This window comes from Proteus sp. ZN5, from assembly GCF_011046025.1.
In the GTDB taxonomy this organism is placed as follows: Bacteria; Pseudomonadota; Gammaproteobacteria; order Enterobacterales; family Enterobacteriaceae; genus Proteus.
Genome location: NZ_CP047639.1, coordinates 2,386,828 through 2,404,247 on the forward strand (window position 1 = coordinate 2,386,828; position 17,420 = coordinate 2,404,247).

Genomic DNA, 17,420 nt, shown 5'->3' on the forward strand with positions numbered 1-17,420 from the left:
ATTTTGCACTAAACAATCCATGATACAGCTAGGCGATAAATAAGCTACTAAGAGTCTATAAAATAGACTTGTCACGATAACCTTGCTGTTATCTTAATCAGTGCAATATGCTTTTTTAATATTGATTCTGACCTTGTGAGAATTTGTGTTAGAATCACCACGTTTATTAAACTATTCAGGTGAGGTGCTTCTGAATACGCCGTCACAGCTATCATTACCACTATCTCTGCCCGATGATGAGACATTCGATAGCTTTTATGCAGGGGAAAACGCGTCGTTAGTCGCGGCAATTCGAACCGCCATTCATCAATCTCATGGCAGTTATATCTATTTCTGGTCTCGTGACGGAGGTGGAAAGAGCCATCTATTACATGCCGCTTGTGCTGAACTTTCATTAAAAGGTGATGCTGTTGGGTATGTTCCTCTTGATAAACGAGCCTATTTTGTCCCTGATGTTCTCGAAGGTATGGAACATTTATCCCTAGTTTGTATTGATAATGTGCAATGCATTGCAGGTGATGAAGAGTGGGAACTCGCCTTATTTAATCTTTATAACCGCGTTTTAGAGCATGGGCGAACTTGTTTATTAATTACAGGGGATAGGCCGCCTCGGCAAATAGAGCTACAACTTCCTGATTTAGCATCTCGACTTGATTGGGGACAAATCTACCGCCTGCAACCTTTAAGTGATGAAGAGAAAATTCAAGCGCTACAATTAAGAGCAAAACTTCGCGGGTTTGAATTACCTGAAGATGTCGGTCGTTTTGTATTAAAACGTTTGGATAGAAAAATGCGTACCTTATTTGAAATGCTTGATGAACTTGATCACGCCTCTATTGTTGCTCAACGTAAACTGACCATCCCATTTGTGAAAGATATCCTCAAACTTTAAATCGCCTCACTCATCTTATTCGGTGAGGCTAATAATCTAGATCCTATCTCTATTTCCCAAATCTAATATCTATTGAAGATAACAATTCTTGGTTTTTTTAAACTGTGGTATTTCTATTATCTCTGATAAAAAAGATAAAAAAACCGCTTGTCTTTATACAAGGCAAGCGGTGAGAGACACAAACAATAAAGGAGGAGGGTTAAATAATTAGTTTGCTTCTACTACTTTGGTTTTCTTCTGAGGAACCAGTAAGAAAATCAGATAAAGTGCAGTGATTGCAACAGTGTAGCCAGTGAAGATTAACCAGAATGATTTCCAATCAACCGCACCATTGGTGGTGTATAAATCAATGACCCAACCACTTAACATTGCACCTAAATAAGTACCGAAACCGTTCACTAAGGTCATAAACATACCTTGTGCTGTTGAACGATATTGTAATGGGATCTCTTTTTCTAAGAATAGTGAACCAGAGATATTAAAGAAGTCGAATGCACAACCATACACAATCATTGATAATAATAAGACGATTTGACCTAATGATGTGTAGTCACCGTAAGCAAAGAAACCAAAACGTAAGATCCAAGCAATCATACTAAATAAAACGATAGTTTCGATTCTTACACGTTTTAATAACAGTGGTAGGAACAGAATAAATACGACTTCTGAAATCTGTGAAATAGATAAGAACACAGAAGGATAACGAGCAAAGAATGAATCATCTGCATTTGGAGATTGTGCAATATCTTGCAGGAATGGCACACCAAATGTATTCGTAATCTGCAGTACTGATCCTAATAATGTTGCGAAGAATAAGAAAACAACGACATTTTTCTTTTTAAATACTTGCAAGATATTAGTGATACTAAATGCCACTTCTTCGACTTTAGCTTCATTTTTATCAACTGCTTTAGTGGCAGGTAAAAACATTGCAAATACAGCTAAAACAATAGAGGCGATCGCTGCAACAAAGAGCTGGTGGTAGCTATTACCTAAACCTAAGAAGCTAATCACCCACATGGCTGCAATAAAACCAACAGTGCCGTAAACACGAATTTTAGGGAAGTAGTTATTAGGCTCTAAATGTTTTTGTTCTAATAGTTCGAAAATGATGCTGTTTGCCATTGAGATACTTGGCATAAAGAACAATAAATGTAATAGAGTTGCAAAAAATAGTGTAGTTACTGTCGTCATTTGCGACATTAACACTAATGCTAATGCGGAAAAAATATGCAGGGTAATAAACACTAATTTACGGTTATTTATTTTATCTGCAATAAAACCCATGATGACGGGTGCGATAAGTGAGGCAAGTCCAAGAGCACTGAAAATAAGCCCAACATCACTACCTTTAAAATGCAGTTCTCCAAAGAGATACGAGGCAAATGTTACAAGCCAAGATCCCCATATAAAGAACTGGAGGAATGAGACAAGTTTTAATCTAAGTACGATATTCATCTGTTTTCCTATTAGCCTAGCAATCACCTGACACCAATAATGGCGATTGGTTAGTTTTAATTGCCCATAATGTTGGCTATAACGTTGTTTATTTCATATACATCTACAACTTCATTTCACACTGATTAATTGTCATCAAGTTAAAAACAACAATAAAAGAAGAGGTAGAGTAAATAACAAATTGAAAACTTATTGCTGTGTTGCAGTATTGTTTTAAATGTGTATTTCTTGTTAATTTCTTTCTTGGATGATAATGAAAAAATATTTTGGCAAGAATTTATTACTTATCAATTCTGCTATCATATTTTCTGATGTCCATGATATGTAGGAATGCATTTGTGTAAAGAGACTTGAGTCACAATATAAATGAAACGCATGATTATTTTTTTCTTATAATCGTGAGTTTATACGGCGTAGTGTGATCTAAATAAAAGTTTTCAAAAATGTCGATTTCTTACTCATAAAAAATATGAAATTGAGATGAAAATTTTTGAAAGCATAAAGCGATTAGTTTTTTTCTATTGTGGAAATAAGAAACACTTTGCTAATTGTAATTTTTACAATTTAACAACATTTGATGATTGGCTTCTGATTTGATAAAAGAGAGTAAACGATTGCGAGATTAATAATGAAGTAGATAGAGAGAAGCCCATATATGTAAGAACATAAATATGGGCTTTAAATTTTGAAGATTAATTAAACAGTTCTTTCACTTGTTCTGGTGGGCGACCTAAACGGGCTTTATTACCGACAACCACAATAGGGCGTTCAATAAGTTTAGGGTTTTCATGCATTGCTTGAATTAATGCATCTTGCGATGTTTCATCAGCCAGTTTTAGCGTTTTATAAATTTCTTCTTTTGTACGCATTAACGCTCTAGCATCATTAAAACCTAATGCTTTAAGCAGTGTTTTAAGCTCTGCTACTGAAGGGGGGATATCTAGATAGTGAATAACATTCGGTGTTATTTGCATTTCTTCTAGTAAGTGTAAGGTTTCACGGCTTTTTGAACAGCGTGGATTATGATAAATCGTCACTTTCTTGGTCATGTTGTCCCTTATTTAAATTGACTGTCTCTTTGCTGAATTTTTCTTAATTGGTCTATGCGAGCATCAAAACGCGCTTGATCATTACTGCCTAATTTAACTTGTCGGCTTGCATCACCTAAATAACGAATTGCGGTTTCAAAGTCACCTCTTAGGGCCAAGTCTTCAGCATAAGCGGCTAATTCATGAGCTCTATCACCTTGTTTAGCTGAGTTTTCTGCCATTAATTGCCAACCGATAGGATCGTTTGGATTATCAAAGGTATAACGATAAAGCAGGCGGTTAGCTTCGTTATATTGCTTATTATGCATATATGAATTAGCTAAATTGGCAATAAGAACATTATTATTGGGCCTTTGTTTCAATGCCTGTTGTAATCTTGCAACCGCATTACCAGCACGGTTTTGTTCTAAATCGATATCCGTCATGGCATCAATAAGCCAAATGTTATTCGGTTCTTTTTCTAACATCGGAGTGAGCAGTTTTCTTGCGTCATCAAATTTACGATCACGAGAATAGATCAGTATTAGCGCATAATTAGCGGCTGATTGTTCAAGAGCGGTGCCTTGCTTAAACTGATCAAGTGTCGTTTGTAATGCATTCTCTGATGTTGGATTTTTTGTCAGCATGGTTAATACACGCATTTTGGCAAACAGAAAATCCGCTGATTGTGGAAGTTGTCGAGCAGGATATTGACTTGCTCGGCTTCTTGCATCGGATAAACGACTATCGGGTAAGGGGTGAGTTAATAACATTTCAGGTGGTTTAGAGCTATACCGTACTTGGTCTGCAAGGATTTGCATAAAATCAGGCATTCCTTTGGGATCAAATCCTGCGCGGTAGAGTGTTTGTATTCCGATACGATCAGCTTCTTGCTCGTTCATTTGCGTGAACGTGATCATATTTTGCTGCATACCCGCCATACTTCCTGTGAAAGTTGCAAGGCCTGCATTAGGGTTTGCCATAAATATCAGGATAGAACCTAATACACCGGCAAGAGCAAGAGGCGTTGTTTTTGCTTGATCTTCCAGCATTCGCGCTAAATGTCGTTGAGTAACGTGAGTGATTTCGTGAGCCATAACAGAGGCTAATTCACTTTCTGTTCGGCTATATCGGAAGAGAGCGGAATGCAAAACAATGTTTCCCCCAAAATAAGCAAAGGCGTTAATATTGGGGTTGTTAACTAAATAAAAGTGAAAAGGAGTTTTCACCGAACTGGCGTTCGAAACAAGTTTTTGCCCTAAATTATTAATATAGTTAGAAAGTAATGGGTCAAAAACTAATGGTGCACTATTTCGCAGTTGGCGAGTATAGTAATCACCCATAGCGATTTCTTGATTGATGCTTAATGTTGAACCTGCGGTGGTTCCCATATCAGGTAAAGAGTCTTCAATATCAATCGCAGCCTGAGCGGGCACTACTGATGTTGATAGCAACGCAGAAACAAGAAGCGCGACTAATGGTTTTTTAAGTCTGAGTTTCATACAACTGTATCCTGATGGCTATCTTAACGAAAAATTAATAATTAATGATGTATGATAGCAAAACCTAACGTAAAATCTGTCAAAAGATTATTGCTTATGTAAATGAATACATACAGCTCTATTATTCTGATTATTATAAAGGATCTTTATTTTCATGCTGGACTTGCTTGTTCAATGGTATAAACGCCGATTTGCTGATCCACAAGTTATCGCCCTTGTGGTCATTTTGATTGCTGGCTTTTCAATTCTGTATTTTTTTAGTGGCATACTTGCTCCTTTATTAGTGGCAATTGTGCTTGCTTATCTTTTAGAGTGGCCAACTCATTTACTTGAGAAATTAGGATGCGCCCGTATATGGGCAGTATCGATAATTCTGACACTCTTTATCGGTATTAGTGCCATTGTAATTTTGATTTTAGCGCCAACGGTGTGGCAACAGGGGATGACACTGATTTCAGATATCCCAAATATGATCAATAAGTTCAATGCTTTTGCGCATGAATTACCGGATCGTTTCCCTGCATTAATGGATGCGGGCATTGTTGATATGATGGCAGAAAACTTACGCAGCAAATTCTCAACGGTAGCTGAATCTGTATTAAAAGTGTCTTTAGCTTCATTAATAGGAATTATTACACTGTCGATTTATCTTATTCTTGTACCTTTAATGACGTTCTTCTTACTTAAAGATAAGCAACAGATGCTTAATGCAGTTCGTCGAGTTTTACCAAAAAACAGAATATTGGCAGCTCAAGTTTGGATTGAAGTTAACCAGCAAATTACCAATTATATTCGGGGTAAAGTAACCGAAATGATAATTGTGGGTGTTTTCACTTATTTTGTATTTGCTTTCTTCGACTTACGCTACTCTGTATTACTTGCTGTTATCGTCGGTGTTTCTGTTTTAGTTCCTTATGTTGGTGCTGTTTTAGCAACAATTCCAGTTATTGTGATTGCACTATCTCAATGGGGATTAGGCTCTGATTTCTGGGCGTTATTTATCGCTTATCTTGTTGTTCAAGGATTAGATAGCAATTTATTAGTGCCAATTTTGTACTCTGAAGCCGTAAATATGCACCCTCTAGTTATTATATTGTCAGTGATTATATTCGGTGGAATGTGGGGATTTTGGGGAGTTTTCTTTGCTATACCATTAGCAACGCTGATAAAAGCAGTATTGCATGCATTACCTGATGAAATTGCGAATGAGCAACATACAAAGAAAAGCTAAGTACCGTCTTGAATGTATTAACAAGAAATAAAAAAACAGACAGTGCAAACTGTCTGTTATCTTATCAATTCGAAGCATTTATTATGGATGCTGAGTGAGATATTCGAGAACGACTTGATGGTGATTACTGGTTTTAAAGTTATCAAATACGTGTTCGATAACACCATTTTTGTCAATTAAGAATGTTGTACGATGAATGCCATCGTAAGTTTTCCCCATAAATTGCTTTTCTCCCCAGATACCAAACTCTTCTGCAATCTTATGATCTTCATCTGAAAGCAACGTGAAATTTAACATCTCTTTTTCAGCGAAGCGGGAAAGTTTTTCTGATTTATCTGTGCTGATACCGAGTACTTCAACTTTGGCTTTTTTTAGTACATCCATTTCATCACGTAAGCCACAAGCTTGAGTTGTACAACCAGGTGTCATTGCTTTAGGGTAAAAATAAACGAGTACACGTTGGCCAGCGAAATCAGATAAATTAATTGTTTCTCCATCTTGGTCGGGCAGACTGAATTGAGGCGCCTTTTCACCGGCTTTTAATGGGTTCATTAGGTCATTCTCCATTTTTACTGTTTCATCATCAGACTATTTACGATACTTATTGTGCCTTGAGCGTTCAGCTCTGTACATAATTGATTAAATTTCTCATTAATAACAAGACCATGATCATCTAATGGATTATGCGCCGTAATTTGTATTTCTAAACGGGCAGGTGAACCATCTTCTGACGGGTGTGTTTTAGATATTAATTCAGCAAGATTAAAATTATGTTGGCTAAATAGATTAGTAAAGCGTTCTACAATACCGGGCGCATCTTCAATATCAACTTTTGCTGCGATTGTTGAAGGATAGGTAATCGGTGCACCATTGGTCGTTCTTTTCATTACGGTCAATAAATCCAGTTCCGCACTTTTAATGGGCAATAACGCTTCTAATTGTGCGATAGCGTTCCAGCCACCTGAAAGTAGCATGATAAACGTAAACTCTTGACCAAACATCGCAAGTCGGCTGTCCTCGATATTACATCCGCATTGGCTGACTAATTGTGTAATGGTATCAACAATACCAGGACGGTCAGCACCTAATGCAGTAATGACGAGAAAATGTTTATCAGGTATGGGCAAAATAAGGTTCCTTTTGACTTTCAGTTTATTCTTAACAGGTAAACACAAATTTCGATTTCTGCCAAGATCTCAGGCTCACTATCTTCAATTATTATATCTCTTTAATTCATATCAAAGAATATTAGCAAATTTCATTAGAAACCTAGAGTTAAGTAGTTTTCAATAGAGCAATGAATGAGTACCATTGAGTATACGTCTATCTCGGAGCAATGATTATGGTGAATAACGAATTTAATTTTACAGGCAGTATGGTGGCATTGGTTACACCAATGGATGCAAAAGGCAATGTTGACCGGGTTAGTTTACGTAAATTAGTTGACTATCATGTTAATGCAGGCAGTGCCGCAATAGTTTCTGTCGGTACAACAGGAGAATCTGCAACATTAAGTCATGACGAGCATGTTGATGTCGTTCTAATGACATTAGATATGGCAGATGGGCGTATTCCTGTGATTGCTGGCACGGGTGCTAATGCAACATCTGAAGCAGTTTGGTTTACACAACAGTTTGAAAATAAAGCTATTGCAGGTTGTTTAAGTGTCACACCTTATTATAATAAACCTTCACAAGAAGGATTGTATCAGCACTTTAAAGCGATTTCTGAAAGCACAGCATTACCACAAATCCTGTATAATGTACCGGGTCGTACTGGATGCGATTTATTGCCTGTAACAGTTGCACGTTTAGCCAAGTTGGATAATATTGTGGCAATTAAAGAGGCGACAGGGAACTTAAGTCGTGTTAGTCAAATCCAAGAGTTGGTTAATGATGATAGTTTTATCTTATTAAGTGGCGATGACGCATCATCATTAGACTTTATGCAACTTGGCGGTCATGGCGTTATTTCGGTTACTGCTAACGTTGCTGCGTCAGAGATGGTAGAATTATGTCGATTAGCAAATGCGGGTGAGTTTGCAAAAGCACGTGAACTTAATCGACGTCTGATGGACTTACATCATCAGTTATTTGTTGAACCTAATCCAATCCCAGCTAAATGGGCGTGTCAACGTATTGGATTGATTGAAGACGCCACATTGCGCTTACCTATGACTCCGTTGACATCATCAGGTCAGCAAATTGTTGAGAAAGCGCTGTTAACAGCGGGAATACTGTAAAACTTAGGGAATTTTAATGGCAACACTATTGCATAAATCAAAGATTATGAAAGTCGCGGGTCTGTCGCTGGTGGTTTTACTGGCAGCCTGTTCAAGTGATCAGCGCTATAAACGTCAGGTCAGTGGTGATGAGTCTTATTTAGAGACGGCAGGGCTAAAAAATTTAGCGATTCCGGCGGGTATGGTGTTGCCTTTGCAAAATGGGGAATATGACATCCCAACCCCTAAAAAAACTGAACCTGTTGGTTTAGCGCTTGATATTCGTCCACCAACTCAAGCACTGAATCTGTTAAGTGGTTCACGCAGTGAAAATAATGCAGATAACAGCCGTTTGTTATTACCAAATTCACCTGAAAATACAACACTGTATGAGCAAGTTAGCTCTATCTTAAAAGAGAAAGGTGTTGCGATTGTCAAAAGTGATGCTGGGCAAAAAGAGATCCACACTGATTGGATCACATGGTTACGCGCAGATGAAAACGTACCTTTCCAAACACGCCAGCGTTTAGCGATTGCTCAGTCAGGTAATGTTATTTCGTTAACAGTGACTAACGAAGGTTTACGCCAAGGCGAAACTGAGATAACTGATCCAGCTGAAGTGAAACGTTACAATATTTTAATGCTAAACGAATTGGTTGATGGCTTAAACCGTATGCGTAATTTAAGCGAAAATACGGCAAGTAGTAGCTTACAAGGTATTATCGATGTTCAAAGTGGCAGTGATAATGCTGGCCTTCCAGTGATTATCGTTCGTGCACCATTTGATGTGGTTTGGGATAGATTACCAATCGCATTAGAAAGTGTTGGTATGAAGATGGGCGATCGCACACGTTCTAAAGGTTCAATTGAAGTAACCTATAAAGGAATGAGCAGTGCAAATTGGAGTGCGTTAGGTGTTGATAGACCAACTGTTGAAGAAGCGGATTATAAATTACAAGTCGGTGATTTAAATAACCGCAGTAGTTTACAATTTATCAGTGATAAAGGTAAACCATTAACACAATCACAAAATGATCAAATGGTTGCTGCACTGAAAGCTGCTTTCAGTAAACCAGTTAAATAAGTATTATTCTTTAAAAATATCAGAAGCCGCACAATAAACATTGTGCGGTTTTTTTATGCTCTTAACTTAATTGTATTAATCTAAATTGAAATTTATTTATAAAAATGCAATTGAAGCTATAAAACTAAACATCATTAATTGAATGCTCTTTTAATGATAGGGTTTAATTTAAATTTATTAATAATATTAATCTTAATGCAATACGCTTAAATTTATGCAATATTGCGTCAATTCTTATTCTTAAATAAAAATAACAAAGCATTCTCTGACTATATGAAGGAGTATTTATGAGTGCAGGTGATATGATTATTCACTTGATATTAAGTGGGATACTTATTGTAGGTGTTTATCAATTTTATTTTTTTACTCAACGATATACATTGAGAGAAGTGAAAGTTATTAATTCACCGATTGATGAAAAAATTCCTTTCTGGCCATGGTGGTCATGGATCTATAGCTTTTTATATTATCCTGCAATTTTATATCTTAACTGGATCATTCAAGACTCAAGACAATTCATTATGATTGTTTTTAGTTATATTGTTTTGTTAGTCATGCAAATGTTTTTCTTTGTTGTATTCCCTGTTGCAACTCCAGCACATTGGCGCACCTTAAACCCAGGAAAAACGGCGTCAGAGAAATTTCTTAAATTTGTTCAGTATTTTGATGACTCCTCAAACTGCTTCCCAAGTATGCACGTTTCCGTTGCAACACTCACCGCATGTCTTGCTTATGCAACCTTAGGACCTTGGGTTTTCTTATTCCCATTATTTATTGCATTATCTTGCATGTTTACGAAACAACATTACTTAATTGATTTACCTGCTGGCGCTTTATTAGGCTGGTTTGCTTATGAGATTTACTGCTACATTATTTAATTAAAGCATGATGTTATTAAGAGATAACATGAGTCTTTTTAAATATAAAATAGATTAGAGATAAATTATTAAAACTTGTTGATGCTAATACTGATAACCAGATTAAATTTTAATAAAAAGAAATTAATCTGGTTTTTTTATTATTAATTACTCAAAATAAATGTAATGTGAAACATGACTAATGCTTACTAAGAATATCACCTGAAAATAGAAAGAATGCAGTGATATAATCTATAATTATTCTTATTCTGACTTTTTGTTTTTTATATATTCTGATTTTATCAAACGATTTTTTATTGGTGATTATAACAAATAGTTATTAACCTCTTTATCCAAGAGAATTAATTGAAATATGACTTCTAATAACAAAGATTATTTTTGATAAAAAAGGTTGTGAGTTCTGCATTAAAGACGAGATTTTTTAGTGATAGTACTCACGTTTTAAAAGCTTTTTTGTCTGATCTAGAGTAGAGTATGGGAAGCAAATTTCTTGTTAAACCTATCACATCTTTGGAGTGTGTCAGATGCAGAAAAAAGCTGAGTTGTATCGTGGAAAAGCCAAAACGGTCTATGCCACTGAATCTTCTGATTTTCTTATTCTTGAATTCAGAAATGATACATCAGCGTTAGATGGCCAACGTATTGAACAGTTTGATCGTAAAGGCATGGTAAATAACAAATTTAACCATTTCATTATGAATAAACTGGAAGAAGCGGGTATCCCAACGCAGATGGAACGTTTGCTTTCTGATAATGAAGTGCTAGTAAAAAAACTCGATATGGTACCTGTTGAATGTGTGATCCGTAATCGCGCTGCGGGATCATTAGTTAAGCGTTTAGGTATCGAAGAAGGTACACTTTTAAATCCACCAATCTTTGATTTATTCTTAAAAGATGATGCTCGTCATGATCCTATGGTGAATGAATCTTACTGCGAAACCTTTGGTTGGGTATCTAAAGAAAACCTCGCAGAAATGAAACGTTTGAGCTATAAAGCAAACGATGTCCTTAGCGAACTCTTTGATAAAGCAGGTCTTATTTTAGTCGATTTTAAACTTGAATTTGGTCTGTTTCACGGCAAAGTGGTATTAGGTGATGAGTTCTCTCCTGATGGTAGCCGTCTATGGGATAAAAATACCTTAGATAAAATGGATAAAGACCGTTTCCGTCAAAGCTTAGGCGGATTAATTGAAGCATACGAAGAAGTTGCACGTCGAATCGGTGTTTCTTTAGACTAAATACGCAAACGATTACGTCAAGTTAAACAAGATGTAATTAGAAAAGGTCAGCTTAAAAGCTGACCTTTTGTCTTAAATAGGCGTACTAAATAGAATGTTATTAAACAAGCAACTATAACGATAGCTTGATTTAATTACATTTAATAATAAGAAAAATTATCGTAATTCTAAGCTTTCTAATAATTGTTTTATTTCTTTATTAAGTGCAAGGCTATCAATATATTGGTTAATCAGTGGTGTAGGTTCAATAAGTGCATATTTACATAAGAAGATAAGAAAATAACCCACATAAACATCAACAGCAGTCAAATTTTTACCACAAAGATAAGGTTTGGCGTGGGCTAAACCGGTTTCTAAACAATGAAATGTGCGTTCAAAAGAACCAAAACCAGATGATTTTTGCTGCTCTTCATTAAGTTCAACACCAAGCTCTTTTACGGTAAATGCAGATTCAATGGGGCCTGCGGTAAAAAAGAACCAACGATAATAAGCAGCACGCTCAGGTGAATTGAGGGCAGGAGCAAATCCTTTTTCAATAAACTTATCTGCCAAATAAGCACAAATAGCTGCTGTCTCTGTAACGACGATTTCGCCATCCACTAATGCAGGAACTTTTGCCATCGGATTAATAGCAAGATATTCAGGAGTATGCATTGGTTCGCCATATTCTAATTCAACGCGCTGATAAGGCACTTCTAATATTTTTAAGAGAAGCTCAGCAGTGTTACCACGAGATATTGTATTAGTATAAAGAATAAGTTCACTCATAATGTTTCCTTACTGTGTTGATTAATAGGATATTATTTAAACCGAGATGGCTAAAGGAAGAACAGTAAGGAAGATATTACGCAAACTGTGTGTCAGTTTTTGTCAGGAGACTCTTTTAAGATCTCTTTTTTCCAGCGTGAGAATAAATAGCTTTTAGGATAAGGTAAATTGTCACTTAATACTTCATAAGAAATAAGCCTGTCGAGTCGAAAGTGACGATAACTTTGGCGTAGTTCGCACCATGCGGCAATAACTTGCGAATCTTGAAAATAACCCACTGCAATAGGCCAAATAACCCGAGTGCTTAATTGTTTTTGAGCGTCTTTATAATTAATTTTTGCTTTCTTTTCTTCGCGTAAACTTAATCGCATATCTTTAGCAATGGTATGATCAACTTCAATAATTCGGTTAGTGGGAACAAATAATGTGTTTTGCTCAAGCAAGGTTTGGTGTTGTGTTGTGACCACCGCATTGATTTTATTTATTGCCCGTAATGCAGAGTGACTTAATTCTTTATCTGTATTACTTTCTACCCAACGTAGACCTAAAATAAGTGCTTCAAGTTCATTAATATCAAAGGTTAATGGAGGAAGTAGGAGGCCTGATTTCAGTTGATAACCTATGCCTGCTTCACCCGTAATTTCAGCACCTTGATTACGTAAAGATTCAATATCACGATAAATAGATCTGACACTGATTTGTAATTTATCTGCCAGTACTTCTGCTGTTATCGGATAGCGATTTTCTTTTAAAATCTGCAATAAAGTGAGTAAACGTTGAGTTCGGGTCATTAAATTATCTATTTATTAGTGAAGAAAAAACGCAAGGATAAAGAGTAAGAATTCTATTATGAAATGACTAGAATGTGTTGAATTATTTTCTCTAATAGTCTCTATTATCTTGCTCTTAAAAAATAGGGAATAGAGATTACAATTTTTTGTTATTATCTCAAATCAAGTGATAAATCTGCTCATAATAAAACTAAAGTCGTCTATTTAAACTGTGGGGATAAGGTATGCGTTGGAATGATCGCCGAAGAAGTGACAATGTTGAAGATAGAAGAGGGCAATCTTCTCCCGTATCAGGTGGTGGTAATCTTCCATTAGGATTAATTGCTCTTTTATTACGCACTAAATACGGGTTTGTGGTTATTATTGTTTTAGTGATAGCCAGTTTTATGGGATTTGATTTTAACTCATTAACGGGCGAAACCAACCAAGCACCACAACGCAACGAACAACAAAGTGCCCTTTATAATGAAGCCGCAGATTTTAGTAGTGTTGTTTTAGCCAGTACGGAAGATTTCTGGCAAACTGTTTTTGCACAAGCGGGCAAACAATATAGCTATCCTAAACTTGTGTTATATACCAATAGCACCACAACGCAATGTGGCACAGGTACGAAAATAATGGGACCTTTTTATTGCCCTGCGGATAGAAAAATTTATCTCGATCTCTCTTTTTATAATGAAATGAAACATAGCCTAGGTGGCGGCGGTGAGTTTGCTCAAGGTTATGTGATTTCACATGAAGTCGGACACCATGTTCAGCATTTATTAGGTATCACTAATCAAATGCGTGAAAAACAACAAATGGCACGCTCAAAAGCAGAAGCAAATCGTTTATCCGTAAAATTAGAACTACAAGCAGACTGTTTTGCTGGAATGTGGGGCCACTTTATTGCAGGTGAAGGTCGTATTGATGAAAGCGATTTATTAACGGCGATTAAAACGGCGCAAGCGATTGGTGATGACAAATTACAGAAACAGCAACAAGGCTATGCCGTACCTGATAGCTTTACACACGGTACTGCAGAGCAACGTAAAACTTGGTTTATGCGTGGCTATAACAGTGGCAGCATCAAATCTTGTGATACATTTGCTTCTTCGTCTTTGAACTAATACCATTCCTCGGTAAATAAAAGACAATTAACGCTATAAAGAGAAAGGCTTAGGAACAAACATGAGTAACGTTGATCCCTCACTATTAATTTTGCTGGTTCTCGCCGGACTTGGCATTATTAGTCATAATATGACTGTAACGTTAGCAATGCTTGCTTTGCTAGTGATTAAAATCACGCCTCTAAATCAATATTTTCCTGTTGTTGAAAAATATGGCATGACCATCGGGATCTTAATTCTGACTATTGGGGTAATGACTCCTATTGCAACAGGGCGTATTTCAGGGCAAGAAGTTCTTAACTCATTTTTAAACTGGAAATCATTGTTAGCGATTGCGATAGGCATTGCGGTTTCTTGGTTAGGTGCACGAGGCGTTTCTTTAATGAATAATCAGCCTTCAACAGTTGCTGGTTTATTAGTGGGAACCGTCATTGGTGTCGCACTTTTCCGAGGTGTACCTGTGGGGCCATTAATTGCAGCTGGCATTCTTTCATTGTTAATCGGCAAATCCTAGCTGTGCCAGTTTCCTATTTACATCAATATCAGCAAAAGTTAACCCAATTAGGGCAACGTCAGTTACTGCTATTAGCGGGTGATCCTACATGGCAAATGACGCAGATCCAGCAAATTACTCAATTATGCCAAGGTGATTGGGTCACTATTTCTTCCAATCCATCTAATGCTATTTTACCTGAACATGCTATTCGTCTGTTAGGGCGTGAGTTTTTACATGCTGTTTTTGATGCCAATGAGGGATTTAATACTGATGCTTTAGCCATGTTAACGGGCACATTAAAAGCAGGTAGTTTATTGATTTTGTGTCTACCTGATATTGAAAGCTGGGATAGTTATATCGATAACGATAGTCAGCGCTGGAATGATGCTCAAGGCGTACTTTCAACACCAAATTTTATGGCATGGCTAAAAAATATCACTTTAGGTGATGATCAAGTGATTGTCTGGCAACAATCAACGCCATTTCAATTCCCCACATTGATTGAAAAAACTAAGCTTTGGGCGCTTCCAGAAGGTAAACCGACCGCAGAGCAGCAAGCGATTTTAGATAGTTTACTCTCATCGACATCCGGCGTTTGGAGTGTTATTGCACCAAGAGGCAGAGGAAAGTCCGCGCTTGCAGGAATGTTTATCGAGCAATATCAAGGAAATGTGCTGGTATGTGCGCCAGCTAAAAATAGTACAGATGTTTTATCTTCACATACCAATAAAGTCATTTCATTTTATTCTCCTGATAATTTATTAGCGCTATGCATAAATAACGAAATTCAAAGTGATTGGCTGATTATTGATGAGGCTGCTTCTCTACCTATTGCACAACTAGAAGTGCTGTGTAGTTATTTTCCTCATGTATTAATGACAACCACAGTGCAAGGTTATGAGGGAACAGGGCGTGGTTTTATGCTGAAGTTAGGAGATAACATCCCTAATTTACGTACACTTCAATTACAAATGCCCATTCGTTGGGCTAAAGATTGTTCATTAGAAAATTGGCTTAATCAATTGCTATTGCTTGATGAGCCTGAGTATGATTTTGCACACCAGCAACAAGGTGAGGTCGATATCCACCAGCTCCAAGGAGATTGGCACAATAACATTTCACAACTACATGATTTTTATCAATTGCTTACTAGTGCGCATTATCGAACAACGCCACTTGATCTGCGACGTTTACTGGATGGTCAAAAACAACATTATTGGGCAGCATCAATTGATAAAAAAATTGTGGGTGCAGTGTGGTGTATCGAAGAAGGAGGATTGCCTTTCGAACTTGCTCATGATGTCTGGCTAGGCACTCGCAGGCCTAGAGGTAATTTGGTTGCTCAATCATTAGTCACTTATGGTCTCACACCTGATGCGATGTGTTTGAATTCATTGCGCATTAGTCGCATTGCTGTTTTACCTCAATATCGACGCCAAAAAATTGCCGCAAATTTAATTGCTAATATTGTCAAAGAGAGTCAAAAACAGGTTATTGATTATCTTTCGGTAAGTTTCGGTTATACCGAAATGTTAGCGCAGTTTTGGATGCAATGTGGCTTTCAAATAGTGCGATTAGGAGTACATAAAGAGGCGAGCAGTGGATGTTATGCCGCAATGGCGATTTATCCATTAACAGAAAAAGGCAAACAGTTATTGCACTCTTCTTTGCGCGCTTTTGCTTTGCAATATCCGCAGATAGAACAGCAAACGAAACTCTGTTTAGCGGATAAGTTAATACCAAGTCATATTGCTACACCACAAGACGACTGGTTAATGATGGCAGGTTTTGCATTTGCTCATCGACCAGTCCTTACTGTTTATGAGAGTGTTGCTAACTTTTTGGTGGGTTATGAGCAACACTATCCGTTATTAGTGGCTTTTTTTATAGACAATAAATCAGTTGAGCAGTGCGTGGCTGAGTTTTCTTTATTAGGAAAAAAAGTTTTAACTAAGCAATTAAGAGAGCAATGCGCGCAATTAATGGCTGAAAAAGATGCTCAGTTAACATCACGTTATCAACAGTGGTTAGCTACTTATTCTCATCCTTCTTGTTTTGATTTTGTTTAGGCCAATCATCTTCATCATCCCATTTATCATTAAAATCACGATGTGGCGGTAACTTTCGCTTATTTTTAAGAAATTGCTTGGGATCGATTTTGTTCATATCTTTAATAGCGTTAATAATAATTCCTACTAAAAGAATTATTATTACCCACCAATAGTCAGCAAGCCAGTGCATAAATAAGCCTTATATTTTAAAATTGTTGTTGAGAATGAGGATCTTTTTTATTTACTCTATAAAATAACGCAATAAAGCATGAGTTGGAAAAGCACAGCATGAAACGGATATTATTGATTATAGCAGGTTGGTTATGTGTGGGATTAGCCACATTAGGGGTTGTTTTACCTGTATTACCTACTACACCTTTCTTATTACTAGCCGCATGGTGTTTTTCTCGTTCGTCAAAGCGCTTTCATTATTGGTTACTATATCGCTCTTGGTTCGGCCCTTATTTACGATATTGGCAAACTTATCGCGCTATGCCTAAAGGGGCAAAACCTAAAGCTATCTTAGTGATCTTAATTACCTTTGCAATTTCACTGTGGTTAGTGTCTATGCTTTGGGTCAGAATATTATTGCTGATAATCTTAGTGTGTTTGTTGATATTTATGTGGAGACTTCCTGTTAACGATCAACAAGAAGCTCCATGTGAAAAATAAC

18 protein-coding genes are annotated in these 17,420 nt (G+C 36.8%); 10 read left to right on the forward strand and 8 right to left on the reverse strand.

All coding sequences use genetic code 11. The features are described from left to right. The first annotated feature begins 184 nt into the window (after nt 1-184). Nucleotides 185-892, forward strand: coding sequence for a DnaA inactivator Hda (hda, locus tag GTK47_RS10955; protein ID WP_006533048.1), 708 nt, complete (start codon nt 185-187; stop codon nt 890-892). A gap of 207 nt (nt 893-1,099) precedes the next feature. On the opposite strand, the gene GTK47_RS10960 is transcribed toward hda, so the two are convergent. The 3 genes from GTK47_RS10960 to GTK47_RS10970 all read right to left on the reverse strand — a co-directional run bounded on the left by GTK47_RS10960 (nt 1,100) and on the right by GTK47_RS10970 (nt 4,880). Beyond that, nucleotides 1,100-2,350: an MFS transporter gene (locus GTK47_RS10960; RefSeq protein ID WP_165123156.1), complete on the reverse strand. Its 1,251-nt coding sequence runs from the start codon at nt 2,348-2,350 to the stop codon at nt 1,100-1,102. 692 nt (nt 2,351-3,042) lie between these two features. After that, complete coding sequence (arsC, locus tag GTK47_RS10965; protein ID WP_165123158.1) at nt 3,043-3,399, reverse strand: arsenate reductase (glutaredoxin); 357 nt, start codon at nt 3,397-3,399, stop codon at nt 3,043-3,045. 8 nt (nt 3,400-3,407) lie between these two features. Beyond that, on the reverse strand, nt 3,408-4,880 hold the full coding sequence (locus tag GTK47_RS10970) for a M48 family metallopeptidase (protein ID WP_165123160.1): 1,473 nt from the start codon (nt 4,878-4,880) through the stop codon (nt 3,408-3,410). Between the two features lie 154 nt (nt 4,881-5,034). Here GTK47_RS10970 and GTK47_RS10975 point away from each other — a divergent pair, with 154 nt between their 5' ends. After that, entirely contained in the window at nt 5,035-6,111 is a 1,077-nt protein-coding gene (locus GTK47_RS10975; protein ID WP_109393983.1) for an AI-2E family transporter, read from the forward strand. Between the two features lie 81 nt (nt 6,112-6,192). On the opposite strand, the gene bcp is transcribed toward GTK47_RS10975, so the two are convergent. Next, nucleotides 6,193-6,663, reverse strand: coding sequence for a thioredoxin-dependent thiol peroxidase (gene bcp / locus GTK47_RS10980; RefSeq protein ID WP_165123162.1), 471 nt, complete (start codon nt 6,661-6,663; stop codon nt 6,193-6,195). A gap of 17 nt (nt 6,664-6,680) precedes the next feature. After that, nucleotides 6,681-7,238, reverse strand: coding sequence for a glycine cleavage system transcriptional repressor (locus tag GTK47_RS10985; RefSeq protein ID WP_036912784.1), 558 nt, complete (start codon nt 7,236-7,238; stop codon nt 6,681-6,683). A gap of 215 nt (nt 7,239-7,453) precedes the next feature. Here GTK47_RS10985 and dapA point away from each other — a divergent pair, with 215 nt between their 5' ends. The 4 genes from dapA to purC all read left to right on the forward strand — a co-directional run bounded on the left by dapA (nt 7,454) and on the right by purC (nt 11,532). Further along, a complete protein-coding gene (gene dapA, locus GTK47_RS10990) occupies nt 7,454-8,353 on the forward strand; it encodes a 4-hydroxy-tetrahydrodipicolinate synthase (RefSeq protein ID WP_165123164.1) in 900 nt (299 codons plus the stop codon). A gap of 16 nt (nt 8,354-8,369) precedes the next feature. Beyond that, on the forward strand, nt 8,370-9,416 hold the full coding sequence (gene bamC, locus GTK47_RS10995) for an outer membrane protein assembly factor BamC (protein WP_165123166.1): 1,047 nt from the start codon (nt 8,370-8,372) through the stop codon (nt 9,414-9,416). 287 nt (nt 9,417-9,703) lie between these two features. Then, nucleotides 9,704-10,294: a phosphatase PAP2 family protein gene (locus tag GTK47_RS11000; RefSeq protein WP_088495302.1), complete on the forward strand. Its 591-nt coding sequence runs from the start codon at nt 9,704-9,706 to the stop codon at nt 10,292-10,294. Between the two features lie 524 nt (nt 10,295-10,818). Next, nucleotides 10,819-11,532, forward strand: coding sequence for a phosphoribosylaminoimidazolesuccinocarboxamide synthase (gene purC / locus GTK47_RS11005; RefSeq protein WP_088495303.1), 714 nt, complete (start codon nt 10,819-10,821; stop codon nt 11,530-11,532). 156 nt (nt 11,533-11,688) lie between these two features. Here the strand turns inward: purC and GTK47_RS11010 are convergent, their stop codons facing one another. Both GTK47_RS11010 and GTK47_RS11015 read right to left on the reverse strand, forming a co-directional pair. Then, nucleotides 11,689-12,300: a glutathione S-transferase family protein gene (locus GTK47_RS11010; protein ID WP_165123168.1), complete on the reverse strand. Its 612-nt coding sequence runs from the start codon at nt 12,298-12,300 to the stop codon at nt 11,689-11,691. Between the two features lie 92 nt (nt 12,301-12,392). After that, entirely contained in the window at nt 12,393-13,091 is a 699-nt protein-coding gene (locus GTK47_RS11015) for a YafY family protein (RefSeq protein WP_165123170.1), read from the reverse strand. Between the two features lie 224 nt (nt 13,092-13,315). On the opposite strand from GTK47_RS11015, the gene GTK47_RS11020 reads away from it, so the two are divergent. From GTK47_RS11020 to GTK47_RS11030, 3 genes are all read left to right on the forward strand, one after another. Continuing rightward, nucleotides 13,316-14,200, forward strand: a complete 885-nt coding sequence (locus GTK47_RS11020) for a neutral zinc metallopeptidase (RefSeq protein ID WP_165123172.1) — start codon at nt 13,316-13,318, stop codon at nt 14,198-14,200. A gap of 61 nt (nt 14,201-14,261) precedes the next feature. Further along, nucleotides 14,262-14,714 (forward strand): DUF441 domain-containing protein, encoded by a 453-nt coding sequence (locus GTK47_RS11025; RefSeq protein ID WP_006533030.1) that lies wholly within the window; start codon nt 14,262-14,264, stop codon nt 14,712-14,714. Between the two features lie 2 nt (nt 14,715-14,716). After that, complete coding sequence (locus GTK47_RS11030; protein WP_165123174.1) at nt 14,717-16,765, forward strand: GNAT family N-acetyltransferase; 2,049 nt, start codon at nt 14,717-14,719, stop codon at nt 16,763-16,765. Here GTK47_RS11030 and GTK47_RS11035 read toward each other — a convergent pair. After that, nucleotides 16,728-16,937, reverse strand: coding sequence for a YpfN family protein (locus GTK47_RS11035; RefSeq protein WP_109393976.1), 210 nt, complete (start codon nt 16,935-16,937; stop codon nt 16,728-16,730). The genes GTK47_RS11030 and GTK47_RS11035 overlap by 38 nt on opposite strands. A gap of 98 nt (nt 16,938-17,035) precedes the next feature. Here GTK47_RS11035 and GTK47_RS11040 point away from each other — a divergent pair, with 98 nt between their 5' ends. Continuing rightward, nucleotides 17,036-17,419, forward strand: a complete 384-nt coding sequence (locus GTK47_RS11040) for a DUF454 family protein (protein WP_165123176.1) — start codon at nt 17,036-17,038, stop codon at nt 17,417-17,419. Nucleotide 17,420 lies beyond the last annotated feature (1 nt).

Excerpts from the sequence above, each read along its gene's own strand:
- arsC (WP_165123158.1), bottom strand. The coding sequence starts at position 3,399 with ATGACCAAGAAAGTGACGATTTATCATAATCCACGCTGTTCAAAAAGC.
- bcp (WP_165123162.1), bottom strand. The coding sequence starts at position 6,663 with ATGAACCCATTAAAAGCCGGTGAAAAGGCGCCTCAATTCAGTCTGCCC.
- GTK47_RS11035 (WP_109393976.1), bottom strand. The coding sequence starts at position 16,937 with ATGCACTGGCTTGCTGACTATTGGTGGGTAATAATAATTCTTTTAGTA.
- GTK47_RS11015 (WP_165123170.1), bottom strand. The coding sequence starts at position 13,091 with ATGACCCGAACTCAACGTTTACTCACTTTATTGCAGATTTTAAAAGAA.
- GTK47_RS10975 (WP_109393983.1), top strand. The coding sequence starts at position 5,035 with ATGCTGGACTTGCTTGTTCAATGGTATAAACGCCGATTTGCTGATCCA.
- bamC (WP_165123166.1), top strand. The coding sequence starts at position 8,370 with ATGGCAACACTATTGCATAAATCAAAGATTATGAAAGTCGCGGGTCTG.
- GTK47_RS10960 (WP_165123156.1), bottom strand. The coding sequence starts at position 2,350 with ATGAATATCGTACTTAGATTAAAACTTGTCTCATTCCTCCAGTTCTTT.
- dapA (WP_165123164.1), top strand. The coding sequence starts at position 7,454 with ATGGTGAATAACGAATTTAATTTTACAGGCAGTATGGTGGCATTGGTT.
- GTK47_RS10970 (WP_165123160.1), bottom strand. The coding sequence starts at position 4,880 with ATGAAACTCAGACTTAAAAAACCATTAGTCGCGCTTCTTGTTTCTGCG.
- purC (WP_088495303.1), top strand. The coding sequence starts at position 10,819 with ATGCAGAAAAAAGCTGAGTTGTATCGTGGAAAAGCCAAAACGGTCTAT.
- GTK47_RS11010 (WP_165123168.1), bottom strand. The coding sequence starts at position 12,300 with ATGAGTGAACTTATTCTTTATACTAATACAATATCTCGTGGTAACACT.
- GTK47_RS11000 (WP_088495302.1), top strand. The coding sequence starts at position 9,704 with ATGAGTGCAGGTGATATGATTATTCACTTGATATTAAGTGGGATACTT.
- GTK47_RS11020 (WP_165123172.1), top strand. The coding sequence starts at position 13,316 with ATGCGTTGGAATGATCGCCGAAGAAGTGACAATGTTGAAGATAGAAGA.
- GTK47_RS11040 (WP_165123176.1), top strand. The coding sequence starts at position 17,036 with ATGAAACGGATATTATTGATTATAGCAGGTTGGTTATGTGTGGGATTA.
- GTK47_RS11025 (WP_006533030.1), top strand. The coding sequence starts at position 14,262 with ATGAGTAACGTTGATCCCTCACTATTAATTTTGCTGGTTCTCGCCGGA.